Origin of the sequence: Alicyclobacillus dauci, assembly GCF_026651605.1 — a bacterium.
Lineage (GTDB): Bacteria > Bacillota > Bacilli > Alicyclobacillales > Alicyclobacillaceae > Alicyclobacillus > Alicyclobacillus dauci.
Window position 1 is genome coordinate 824,388 of the sequence record NZ_CP104064.1, and the last position, 12,253, is coordinate 836,640.

At 51.9% G+C, this 12,253-nt stretch carries 12 protein-coding genes; 8 read left to right on the forward strand and 4 right to left on the reverse strand.

Annotated features, from left to right (window positions below; genetic code table 11):
- Positions 1-14: 14 nt before the first annotated feature.
- From NZD86_RS04120 to NZD86_RS04130, 3 genes are read right to left on the reverse strand one after another with little or no spacing between them, the layout of a single operon-like run.
- On the reverse strand, positions 15-296 hold the full coding sequence (locus NZD86_RS04120) for a hypothetical protein (RefSeq protein ID WP_268045222.1): 282 nt from the start codon (positions 294-296) through the stop codon (positions 15-17).
- A gap of 54 nt (positions 297-350) precedes the next feature.
- Complete coding sequence (locus NZD86_RS04125) at positions 351-809, reverse strand: transposase (RefSeq protein ID WP_268045223.1); 459 nt, start codon at positions 807-809, stop codon at positions 351-353.
- On the reverse strand, positions 806-1,258 hold the full coding sequence (locus tag NZD86_RS04130) for a DUF4372 domain-containing protein (RefSeq protein WP_268045224.1): 453 nt from the start codon (positions 1,256-1,258) through the stop codon (positions 806-808). The genes NZD86_RS04125 and NZD86_RS04130 overlap by 4 nt, the downstream gene beginning before the upstream one ends.
- A 368-nt stretch (positions 1,259-1,626) precedes the next feature.
- Between NZD86_RS04130 and hpf the strand changes: the two genes are divergently transcribed.
- From hpf to prfB, 4 genes are all read left to right on the forward strand, one after another.
- The gene (gene hpf / locus NZD86_RS04135) at positions 1,627-2,184 is read left to right on the forward strand and encodes a ribosome hibernation-promoting factor, HPF/YfiA family (RefSeq protein ID WP_268045225.1); all 558 of its coding nucleotides are present in this window, start codon (positions 1,627-1,629) and stop codon (positions 2,182-2,184) included.
- A gap of 144 nt (positions 2,185-2,328) precedes the next feature.
- Positions 2,329-2,817: a C40 family peptidase gene (locus NZD86_RS04140; RefSeq protein ID WP_268045226.1), complete on the forward strand. Its 489-nt coding sequence runs from the start codon at positions 2,329-2,331 to the stop codon at positions 2,815-2,817.
- 217 nt (positions 2,818-3,034) lie between these two features.
- Positions 3,035-5,416 (forward strand): preprotein translocase subunit SecA, encoded by a 2,382-nt coding sequence (gene secA, locus NZD86_RS04145; protein WP_268045227.1) that lies wholly within the window; start codon positions 3,035-3,037, stop codon positions 5,414-5,416.
- 230 nt (positions 5,417-5,646) lie between these two features.
- Positions 5,647-6,742 (forward strand): peptide chain release factor 2 gene (prfB, locus tag NZD86_RS04150; RefSeq protein ID WP_268046783.1). Its coding sequence is split into 2 segments (ribosomal slippage): positions 5,647-5,682 and positions 5,684-6,742, totalling 1,095 coding nucleotides; the frame shifts between segments, so codons are not numbered across the junction.
- Positions 6,743-7,535: 793 nt separating this feature from the next.
- On the opposite strand, the gene NZD86_RS04155 is transcribed toward prfB, so the two are convergent.
- Positions 7,536-7,844 carry an AbrB/MazE/SpoVT family DNA-binding domain-containing protein gene (locus NZD86_RS04155; RefSeq protein ID WP_268045228.1) on the reverse strand — a complete coding sequence of 103 codons (309 nt, stop codon included), beginning with the start codon at positions 7,842-7,844 and terminating at the stop codon, positions 7,536-7,538.
- 210 nt (positions 7,845-8,054) lie between these two features.
- On the opposite strand from NZD86_RS04155, the gene zwf reads away from it, so the two are divergent.
- Genes zwf through NZD86_RS04175 form a run of 4 tightly spaced genes read left to right on the forward strand, consistent with a single transcriptional unit; the run spans position 8,055 to position 12,224 of the window.
- Positions 8,055-9,617, forward strand: coding sequence for a glucose-6-phosphate dehydrogenase (zwf, locus tag NZD86_RS04160; RefSeq protein WP_268046784.1), 1,563 nt, complete (start codon positions 8,055-8,057; stop codon positions 9,615-9,617).
- A 1-nt stretch (position 9,618) separates the two neighbouring features.
- On the forward strand, positions 9,619-10,260 hold the full coding sequence (locus NZD86_RS04165; RefSeq protein WP_268045230.1) for a cyclase family protein: 642 nt from the start codon (positions 9,619-9,621) through the stop codon (positions 10,258-10,260).
- 27 nt (positions 10,261-10,287) lie between these two features.
- Positions 10,288-11,052 carry a response regulator transcription factor gene (locus NZD86_RS04170; protein ID WP_268045231.1) on the forward strand — a complete coding sequence of 255 codons (765 nt, stop codon included), beginning with the start codon at positions 10,288-10,290 and terminating at the stop codon, positions 11,050-11,052.
- A 26-nt stretch (positions 11,053-11,078) separates the two neighbouring features.
- Positions 11,079-12,224, forward strand: a complete 1,146-nt coding sequence (locus tag NZD86_RS04175) for a sensor histidine kinase (protein ID WP_268045232.1) — start codon at positions 11,079-11,081, stop codon at positions 12,222-12,224.
- Positions 12,225-12,253: the final 29 nt, after the last annotated feature.

The window sequence follows — 12,253 nt, forward strand, 5'->3', positions numbered from 1 at the left end:
ATAATCAGGAATTTTTATATTAGGTCGTAGGTCACGGTCTCGAGATGCTCCGTTTCACCGTCTATGTACTGCCGCACCGTTTGCTCGAAGATGTCGTCCACCTTGCATCGTCGTCTGCCCTTGGATGTTCGACCTGGGCTCTTGTACAACGCCTTCACAAACTCCGAAAAGCTTCGCTCCCAGTAAAGACGTAAACATTTGTAGACGTCGAGCAGCTTGCCGTTATGGGACACCTTCGCCTGTATAAGAATCAACAGGCAGTATGTAATCAGCGCAATCAGCAGTTGGTTATACACGGCATTTTCACTCTTGCCGTAGAGCCGCTTGAGTACGAGATGTTGCTTGACCCATTAAAAAAACAACTCGATTTGCCAACGCTTTCGATACACGTCGCAGATTTGCTCCGCATCCATCGCCATGTCGTTCGTCAGAATCACGACGCGCTTGCCTTCACTGTCCGTGGTTTCAATCAACCGCAGGGTGTACTTCATAACGTAATTTGGGTAACTCCCCAAGCGCACCAAGGCTTCTCTGGTGACTGGTGAATCGTCCGGCACGGTTCGTTCCTCAATGACTTCGTGAATGACCGCGTTGTCTTTGAGCCGCGTGACAAACTTTGTTTTGTTTGCACAGTACGCATCGAACTTTCGGTAATCCACATAGCCACGGTCGAAGACGTTGAGCGCATCGGGCTCCACGACCACCAACGCATCCATCTGCGTTTTGTCTGCAGGTTTGGCAGGTGTGAGAATCACCTTGTCCGGCGCGACTTGGTGGTCTAGAAACACCAAACGCAAGTGCAATTTCACACCGCTTTGGTCCTGCGAAACTCTGCCCATGGATACTGCGAGAGACACATTGAAATGGTTGATGAGTCAACCAGGTTAATCCGTCTGAGCTTCTCATTCGCTCGCTTTATGCCGACCTGACGCGTAATCTGTTCAACGCATTGACGGAAAACGAAATCCAAAAATGTTGAAGGAGTTTCCCGCAACTTCCTGGATAACTGTGAGGCACTAATAGAATCCAGCGCCAATTCCTTCTGAAGGGATTCATTGGCTTCCAGCTCTAAACTGATATCCGTCAGGGACGGGATCTGGTTGACCTGGGCGAAGACGATGAGCCTAATGAATGGAATAACGCCGAGCTTCTTGACGTACCGATCGAGCTTGAGATGATCTAATTCCTGCAATATGGAACTGACGTTCAGCGGAAGAACATATTCCGCAAACACAGATTTTGTGGTATCCTTGTCCATGCCTAGTCTCCTTAGTAGAGAGTCGGACAGGACTACCTGTACCTCTTATTCTAAGGAGATTTTTCATGTCAGTGGTTGTCTAAATCATGAACATTCCAAACATTGCGTCTATTCATTCTGACAACTTGAAGCACTTGACAAATCCTAAATTCCTTTATGCAATGCTAGTGACATGTGGTATTATAAAATGGTTTTTATTCAGCTAAAATGCGCCCAGCCGGCGTCGATGAAAAAGCCTGGTCAATGAGCTCCGAACTTAAGATTGGAGTGTACCATCCTTATCGGCATGTTTATCTGTTTATTCAAAATTCAATCGCCTTACAATATGTCCTCCGCTATAATAGATCCCACGAAGGAGGAGTTGTCATATGAAAATTCAAGTTCATGGCGACAACATTGCTGTCACTTCTGCACTGCAAGACTATGTGGACAAGAAGATTGGACGCTTAACTCGGTACTTTGAGGGGGAAGCGGACAAGGACATTCACGTGACCATGGCAGTTGAAGGTGCCTTTCATCGAGTTGAAATGACAGTGTACGTTCATGGCGTGATCTTCCGTGCTGAGGAGCAATCACAAGACATGTATGCCTCCATTGATTTGGTTACAGATAAGTTGGAACAGCAAGTTCAACGTTATAAGGAAAAGATTAACCGGCGCTTCCGGGACAGGGGTCTTCGCACGCGAATTAAGCAGTCGGCGATGAACGGCGCGTTTCACCGTGAAGATAATGATGCCGAGTTTGTGCCACAATTGGTTCGAGTTAAGCGTTTTCCTATTAAGCCCATGGATGTCGAAGAGGCCATGATGCAGATGGATCTCTTGGGACATGACTTCTATGTATTCACAAATGCAGAAACGGACGAAGTCAATGTCGTGTATCGCCGAAAAAATGGGGATTACGGTTTGATCGAACCCCAAAACTAACACTTTAGTGAGCTGTTTGCGCACTTAAAACTGAACGTATCGGACGCTAGCCTAGCTGGCGTCCGTTTTTAACGCTTGTTCGCGTTTTCCGAGGTTGTGCATAATCTGTACTATGAGATCTCTCGACGTGGTGAGGTGAAAAGGTTGGACGTCAAGCTGGCTGACCTCATATTTATCAAAGGTGATGGTTTCTTTAGTCGTGTTATCGAGCGGATCGAGCACAGCCCATACAGTCATGTTGCTGGTGTGGTGAAACCGAACGAATTGGTTGAGTCGATCGCATTCCGTCCTATCGGTTACGGTGGTGTAGATACTTACGATGGAGTCGCTGACGTGTTTACATGTAACCAACTGACTGACGCACAGCGTCAAGCTGTCGTCAACTTTGTTATAGAGCGAATCGGAACAGGCTATGACTACCCGATTATCGGGTGGGAACTGTTCCACTATGAGTTTCACATTGATCTGCCGTATCGGGAAGACGGGAAGGATTTCGACTGCTCCGAATTATGGAGGGTGGCGTATAAGTCTGTAGGGATCGATTTATGTCCGGGACTGGAATATGCGTCTCCTGGCGATATGGTTTTGTCCCCATTGTTGCGTAAAGTCGGTTCGCTGAGCCGGACTGGCTGACACACATGATGGGGTACGACTTTTGGGACTCGTGACATTATGTTGTAGTTTGTTAGGCACGGAGCGGCTGCGACTTTGGATCTGGGCATATTACGTTCCGTTATGATCTTCCTCCCAATATCAACTGTAGGTTGTGATATCCCACCAGCCTAAGGTACAATCTGTTATTAGGAGATTTCACGGCCTTGAGCCGAAATTATGGGGGTGTGACCGTTCGGTGGGACTCCTCAAGCAAGTATTTAACGCCAACGAACGTGATATTGCGCGGTTGCGTCGGAAGATCGACCGCATTAACGGATTAGAGTCGCAGTTTGAGCACATGACAGATGAGGAACTTCAGGCGATGACCCCGGCGTTTCGTCAGCGTCTCGAAAATGGTGAAAAGTTGGACAACCTGTTGCCGGAAGCATTTGCGGTGGTTCGTGAAGCCGCAAAGCGCGTGATGGGTCAGCGCCATTACGACGTCCAGTTGATGGGCGGCATCGTCCTTCACGAAGGCCGCGTCGCGGAGATGAAGACCGGTGAAGGTAAGACGCTTGTTGGTACGTTGCCTTCTTATTTAAATGGTCTGACGGGGAAAGGCGTTCATGTTGTCACCGTCAACGATTACTTGGCACGGCGTGACGCCGACATCACGGGGCAAGTGCATCGGTTCTTGGGCCTCACAGTCGGCTTTAACGGGCACGACTTGACGCCACAGCAAAAACACGATGCGTATCGGTGTGACATCACATACGGGACAAACAACGAGTTCGGCTTCGATTATCTGCGCGACAATATGGTCATGTCGTTGAATGACATGACGCAGCGCGGTTTGCACTTCGCCATTGTCGACGAAGTAGATAGTATTCTCATTGACGAAGCGAGGACGCCGCTCATTATTTCGGGACCTGCGGAGAAGTCGGCTGACTTGTACTTCCGGGCTGACTTGTTCGTTCGTCGTTTGCGCCGGGATGACGACTACGAAATTGACGAAAAGATGCGCACGGCGAATTTGACGGACAGCGGTGTACAGAAGGCGGAATCGTTCTTCCACGTGAATAACTTGTTCGATCCCGACAACGTCACGCTCATGCACCACATCACCCAGGCCTTGAAGGCCCACGGATTGATGCATCGCGACAAGGATTACGTGGTCATGGGCGACGAGATCTGCATTGTCGACGAGTTCACAGGTCGTCTGATGGAAGGCCGTCGGTACAGTGAAGGTCTTCACCAGGCTATCGAAGCCAAGGAAGGCGTTCGCGTCCAGAACGAGTCGAAGACGCTCGCGACCATCACGCTGCAGAACTACTTCCGCATGTACGAGAAACTGTCTGGGATGACCGGTACGGCCAAGACGGAAGAAAAAGAGTTCATCGAGATCTACGGCATGGATGTCGTCAGTATTCCGACAAATCGGCCACTCATACGCAAAGATTTGGGTGACGTCATTTACAAGACCGAAGGTGCGAAGTTCAATGCGGTCGTGAATGAGATTGCCCAGCGGCACGAGGCCGGACAGCCGGTTTTGGTCGGTACGACGTCTATCGACAAGTCGGAGATCGTTTCGCATCTGCTGAATGTGAAAGGCGTGCCGCACCAGGTCTTGAATGCGAAACACCATGCGCGTGAGGCTGAGATCGTTTCGCTGGCTGGCCAACCTGGTATGGTGACCATTGCCACGAACATGGCCGGTCGCGGTACGGACATTCTGCTCGGAGACGGTGTGGCTGAACGCGGGGGATTGCACATTATCGGTACGGAGCGGCATGAGAGTCGACGGATCGACAATCAGTTGCGTGGTCGTTCGGGCCGGCAAGGTGACCCGGGCTCATCCCAGTTCTTTTTGTCTCTGGAAGATGACCTGTTGCGCTTATTTGGTTCGGATAACATCAAGCGGATGATGGATCGGCTTGGCTTGGAAGAGGATCAACCGATTGAGCACCGGATGTTGACTGGCGCTATGGAGCGCGCGCAGAAGAAAGTCGAAGGCAACAACTACGACCTGCGGAAGCACGTCCTCCGCTACGACGACGTGTTGAACAAGCAGCGCGAAGTGATTTACCGCCAGCGCCGCCAGATTCTCGAGACGGAGAACCTGCGTGAAATCGTTGAGGGCATGGCGAAAGACCTCATCGACCACATGCTCGACATCTACTGCTCCGAGGAACAGATTCCGGAGGATTGGGACATCCGCGGGCTCATCCAGTACGGGGAACATCACTTCCTGCTACCGAACCAGGTGGAGGAAGAGGTGCTTCGGAAGCTGGAGCGAGACGAAGTTCGCGATAAGCTGTACGAGTTGTTTATCGAGAACTACAACCAGCGCGAAGAGGATCTGGGCGAATTCCTTCGGGAATTGGAGCGCATCGTTCTTTTGCGGACGGTCGACTCGAAGTGGATGGACCACATCGACGCCATGGATCAGTTCCGTCAGGGCGTGCACTTGCGCTCGTACGGCCAGTCCGATCCGCTCGTCATTTACCAGAAAGAAGGCTTCGAGATGTTCGAGGCCATGATTCACAGCATTGAAGAGGAAGTTGTGTTGTACGTGTTTAAGGCGACGGTGCAGACGGCGCCGCAGCCTATCGAGATGCACGATACTATCGGCGGTTAATAGGTTTAGGAACGGAGGGGGACTGCTCCGGGTGGAGCCGGTCCTTCTTGCGTGTGGAGCTAGGGGGGCCTTCGGTACCAACGTCTTTGTACTGATTGATCCAGGTTCCTTGGCAAGACCTCGAATCACCGTCGGCGGATGGTTTTGATACAATAGCAAAGATGATTTGCAATTAGGGAGTGACAGTTGTGGCAGAAACGTTCGGCGAACTTCGCCAAGAATTAAAGAATATGGCTACACGGTTAGCGGACTTCGGGAGGTCTCTTTGACGTCGCTGCCAAAGGTGAGCGAATTGCGGCGTTAGAAGACCTCATGGGCGCGCCCAACTTTTGGGACGACCAGGATAAAGCACAAAAGGTGATTTCGGAGCTCAATGGGCTGAAGGCGCCTGTCGATAAGATGAAGGAACTCACGCAATTGAGTGAGGATGCTGAAGTTGCCCTCGAACTCGCGCAAGAAGAAAACGATATGGACTTGTTTGCCGAAGCCAACCAGATGGCTGACAAGCTCAAGTTGGAGATCGATTCGTTTGAGTTGCAATTGATGCTGTCAGGCGAATATGACGCAAATAATGCTATTCTCGAGTTGCACCCCGGTGCGGGTGGTACGGAGTCGCAGGATTGGGCCTCCATCTTGCTTCGAATGTACACGAGATGGGCGGAAGACCACAAATATAAAGTGGAAGTACTCGATTATCTGCCGGGTGACGAAGCCGGTGTGAAGAGCGTCACCTTGATGATCAAGGGTCATAACGCGTATGGCTATCTGAAGGCGGAGAAAGGCGTGCACCGTCTCGTGCGGATTTCGCCGTTCGACTCGTCCGGCCGGCGACACACGTCGTTCGCGTCAGTGGACGTCATTCCGGAGATTACGGATGAGGACAACGAGATCGAAGTGCGTCCTGAGGAGTTGCGTGTTGACACGTTCCGTTCGACGGGTGCGGGCGGTCAGCACATCAACACGACGGATTCGGCCGTGCGGATTACGCACCTTCCCACGGGTATCGTCGTGAGTTGCCAGAGTGAACGATCCCAAATTCAGAACCGCGCCGTGGCAATGAACTTGCTCAAGGCTCGCCTGGCGGAAAAGCGTCGCGAAGAGCGCGAAGCGGAACTCGCTGAAATTCGCGGTGAACAGAAGGATATCGGTTGGGGCAGCCAAATTCGCTCCTACGTGTTCCACCCATATTCGATGGTCAAGGATCACCGAACGAACGAAGAAATTGGCAATGTTCATGCAGTCGTGGATGGCCTTCTCGATCCGTTTATCAACGCATACCTTCGCTGGGAACTCGCCCGCGAGCAAGCCCGAGCAAAGGGAGAATAAGAGCTACGCGTAGCTGTGCACTTATACGCTGTCTGAATAAGGCCTGGGGAACACCAGTGGTTCTTCCGGGCTTTCTCATTCAGGTAAAGTTTCCTTTCTGGCTAACTTGAACAAATCCTAGGCGACCAAGGGCTACAATGGCTTCCTGCCCGGACAGTCTTGGCAGGTACGGACTCATGGGCGAACCTCAATGTCTACTGGGGCAATGATAGGTGAATTCGGCGCTTCAAACCCTATACTATCTTCGTAGTACAGTTCGAGGGCTTCTTTGAGGTTGTGAAGGGCGGCTTCGAGGGTTTCCCCCTGACTGGTTACTTCAACTTCAAGACCAGCGTGCTACATACCAGTCTTCTTCTCTCGTGACTGCTGCAGTCAATCGCACAGGTTTTTTGTTGTCAGACATAGTCGTACCTCCAATACCGTTTGGTTCACAACGACGTAGCCAGAAAGGCCCCTGAACAAGAACCATTACCCTAGGTTGTTCAATGCGGACGGTTAGTTTCATCCATTACATAATAGTATAAACTGCGAGTCCGATACTGATTGCTCGGGAATTTCGGTGTTTTTCGCGGCACTTGCTTCAGGCCCATAGGCAAGGATTGACGGGACTTTTAGGAACTCGACAAGCGTAGGCTTACAAATTAATAACGACGCAGACCTTGCTGTGGTTAAAGGGGCCTGCTAAGGGATTATTGCGCAACTCGGCTATGGCTTGCACAGCCTTCTGTTTCGCAATTGAATCTAACTTCTTCAAGTCTTTCTGTGCTTGGTTTAGTCAGTTCAACAGTCGCCATTAGTCCAGTTCAATACCTTCACGGTCAGCGAATTCTTCAAGCGACAAAGTGTGCCCTGCCTCATACTCTTTAATTGCCTGAGCTGCCAAGGCATCAAAGGGATTTTGTCCTTTCATGATAACTGCTGCACCGTTCTTTTGTGGGCTCACATATAGAACGTCACCGGCTTGAACATTCATGCGTTCACGTATAGCTTGAGGCAATACGAGGCGTCCTTTGCTGTCGACCTTCACAGCAAAAACCTTGTCTTGAATCCCCTTCAGAGGGACAGTATGACTCTTTATATTCGGACCTTTCACTTTGCTCATCACGTTCACCACTTTCCGGTGGAAATTTCCCACTACGTCTTATTATACAGTAATATCCAAAGTTGGTGCAGACATAGTACCGAAACCAACACACTAAACCTGCGTTTCTCTCATCATTCCTGACAAACATTGCTATTGCTTTGCTGCATGAATAATTTGCCTTGATGTACAATGTGTAGTGGAGATATACATAAACAGAAATGGACGTGAATCGGAGTGGAGAATCAGACAAACCCTCGGCAACTACCACCGCACGTATTTGTGTTGTTCGGTGCGACGGGAGATTTGGCGCATCGCAAGCTGTACCCAGCGTTGTTCCAATTGCATCGCAAAGGCCTATTGCCGGACGGTGTCAGTATCTTAGGCACGGCTCGGACGGAGTTTACGCACGATGCATTCCGAGACGAAGTTCATAAAGCCCTGCAGTCATTCGTTAAGGAAGACATATCGGATAACGACTGGAAGGGATTTGCACAGCGCATTTACTATATCCAAGGCAACGTCGACAACGTGGAAGACTTCAAGAAGATAAACCAGTTTGTGCGAGAGCTGGAACAGAAGCGCGATCACGGCGGTAATCGCCTGTTCTACCTCTCCATGGCGCCCCGCTTCTTCGCGGAGACGGCTTTGAATTTGAAGGCGAGCGGTTTATCCGACACAAAAGGTTGGCGCAGGCTGATTATCGAGAAGCCGTTTGGCCATGACTACGAGTCGGCGGCAGAGTTAAACGACCAGCTTGGGACTGCTTTTGAGGAGGATGAGATCTACCGGATAGATCACTACCTTGGCAAGGAAATGGTCCAAAACATCGAAGTGATCCGGTTTGCGAACTCGATGTTCCAGCCGCTTTGGGACAACCGTTCCATTCAATCCATCCAAATTACGTCGAGTGAAACCGTGGGCGTCGAGGAACGGGCTTCGTATTACGAGAAGTCGGGCGCACTTCGCGATATGGTGCAGAACCATATGTTGCAGATGGTCATGATGACCGCGATGGAGCCGCCGAGCCGACTGCATACAGAGGCGATTCGCGACGAGAAGGTCAAAGTACTGCGCTCTCTGCGTCGGTACGACGTCGATGAAGTGAAGAACCACGTCATTCGCGGGCAGTACACGGCGGGCCAGATGAACGGGAAATCCGTGCCAGGCTATCTTGAAGAACCGGGCGTTGCGGAGAATTCCACGACGGAAACCTTCGTTGCAGCTCGCTTGTTTATCGACAACTTCCGCTGGGCTGGTGTGCCGTTTTACATTCGCACGGGGAAGCGGATGCCGGTGAAGTCGACTGAGATCGTGGTGCAGTTCAGGGATATGCCGAAACACCTGTATTTCAACCAGAATGGGCAGCTCGGTCCGAACCTGCTCGTCATTCGCATCAACCCGGTCGAGGGCATGTACATGCAAATGAACGTGAAGCGCCCTGGTACGGAAAACGTGGTCGTGCCAATCGCCATGGAGTTCAGCCAATCGACGGACAAGTCGCCTGAGGCGTATGAGCGGCTGTTGCATGACGCGATGATCGGCGATTCCACGTTCTTTACGCGGTGGGATGAAGTGTCGCTCGCGTGGAAGTTTGTCGATCCGATTGCGCAGGCTTTCAGCGAGGACAAGGCCCCGTTGCATCATTACGCAAGCGGTGAATGGGGACCGCAAGCTTCTGCCGATCTCGTTCGCGAACAAGGCGGCATCTGGTGGCCGGTGTACGGCGAGAGCACACCGTCGGTTGAGACGGTCTTGCGAGGGCAAGAAGCAAGTACGGAGGTGAAGTTCTGACATGGCGACGATTTACGATGTCAGTATGCTGATTCACAAGGATGTTCAGGTGTACAAAAACAAGGACGAAAAACGTCCGTCGTTTCAGACGACGTCGGATTTTGATACGGGATCGAGTCACGAGACGCGCGTCAGCATGGACGTTCACACGGGGACGCACATTGATGCGCCCCTGCACATGATCCCTGGCGGGGAAACCATTGAGACCATCAAGTTGAAACAGTTGGTGGGAAATTGTCGCGTGATCGATCTCACGAAAGTGGAAGGCGCAATCAAAAAGGCGGACTTGGAACCACATAAGCCGCAGAAGGGCGAATTCCTGTTACTCAAAACCAAGAACTCGTGGGATGAGGAGTTCAACTATGACTTTGTTTACGTCGGGGCAGATGCAGCGGCTTATCTCGCGGAAGTTGGCGTGGGCCTCGTCGGTGTCGATGGCTTGGGAATCGAGCGGAGCCAGCCGGATCACGAGACACACAAGTCACTCATGTCGAAGCATATCGTCATTATTGAAGGTTTGCGCCTGAAGAACGTTCCCGAAGGGGATTACTTCATGGTCGCGGCGCCATTGAAACTGACGGGCATTGATGCGGCTCCCGCACGTGTCATGTTGTTTGAAGGCGTCGGTATACTGGACGAATGATTCATTAAACAGCAGGCGGTGACACATTTGAGCCTTGCGAGTGAACCTCGGTTCACAATCGGAATTATTGAGGATGATGAGCAACTGGCGAGCATTCTGGCTCGGCAGTTGCTTCGCTATGCCTTTGATCCGAGACTCATCGACTGCTTGGGTGACATTGTTGGCTCTGTTGAAAAAATGGAGCCGCACGTCATTTTATTGGACATCAATCTCCCGCAGTTTGACGGGTTCTACTGGTGCCGTCGGATTCGGGAAATCACTCGCGCTCCTATCATTTTTGTCTCCGCGCGGAACGCCGGAATGGACCAGGTGTTTGCTCTGGAAAACGGCGGCGATGATTTCGTCGTCAAGCCGTTTGATATGGATGTATTAGTTGCCAAACTTCGTGCACACATCCGCCGTGTGTATGGTGAATATGCCGCCGACGACAGAGTGATTGCTCGCAAGCTCGTGTTTGGTCCTATGCAGTTGGATGATAGGCGACTTCAACTCCATGCCTTTGGCTCATCCACACCCGTTACAAAGACCGAGTGCGAACTGTTGCGCCAACTGATGGAAGCTGAAGGGCGGGCGGTGTCCCGCGATACGCTCCTCGCGGCGCTCTGGGACGATATGGAGTTTGTCGACGACAACACACTCACGGTGAACGTGACGCGCCTGCGCCGGAAACTCGCCGATCTCGGCTGCGACCACTTCATTCGCACCGTCCGCGGACTGGGCTATCAACTTGTCGTTCCGGACGACGTTGACGTTGACGCCTCGTCAGAGGCGTGCGATGGGAACGACGTATGACGGATTGGGAGTGAGCGGAAAGCGATATGAGGCGTGGACAAGCTTTCAAGGTGTACTTCCGAGATATGTTCGGGATCATGTGCTGGTTTGTGGTCGGGATCGTGTTAACGGTTACCGTGGTTTGGCTGAGCGGCATTGCGTATCATCGGCCGATCCCGATTTCAGAGTTGTTGTACGCCATTTTACTCGCTCTCGTCATGGCCAGTTTTGGCCTTGCAATTCACTATTTTCGACGGCATCCGTTTCTGCACTTGCTCGAGCACCAGATTGAACGCCTGAGCACCCTCGATAGCGTCGACGCATTGATGATCGCTGCGCATCTGGGCGAGCACAGGATGTTCGTGCGCCTCGTCAAATGCTACGTTCAGCGGGCGACGGAGGATGTCCAGCGGATCGAAACGAAAAGGACGTTTTACGAACACTTCACGACGCGGTTTGCCCATCAAATGAAAACCCCACTGGCCGTCCTGCAATTGCTCATGGGCGAGGCGAGATCGCAGATGGCTAATGACCCACAGGCTTCCCCTTCCCAGGTGGGAGAGACATTGGACGCCATAGAGGCAGAGCACCAGCGCTTGTCGGAGGCCATTGAGACGATGCTTCACACGGTCCGTTTGCAGGCCTTCTCATTCGATGCCCACATGACGGAGATTCGCATTACCGAGTTTCTCCGTACCATCGTGAATGATCACAAATCGGCTTGGATTCGCACCCGCATCTATCCACACGTGGAGTCGGACAATCCAGACGCTATCGTCCACACGGACGAAAAGTGGCTCGGCCTCATCTGCGAGCAGGTAATTCGAAACGCGTTCCAATACGGTTATCCGGTCGACGATTCAGGCAACCGCACAGGCGAACCGTCCGAGTTCTGGGTACGCGTGACAACGTCAGACGACGCCACACACATCATCTTCACCGATCACGGCATCGGCATGCATGCACGCGACGTCCGCCGTGCCTTCGAACCTTTCTTCACGGGGCAGAATGGCCGCTCCCACTCACGCGCGACGGGAATGGGCCTCTATTTGGCGGCAGAAACGGCCAAGCGCCTGGGTATCCAACTCGACTTGGCGTCGACATTGCACCAAGGCACCACCGTCCGAATCACCATCCCAACTGCACAGTACCTCTCACCGTACATAACGAATCAGCGTGACGTGCAGCAATAGAAAGATGACAAAACTGTAAGGTTGTAGAC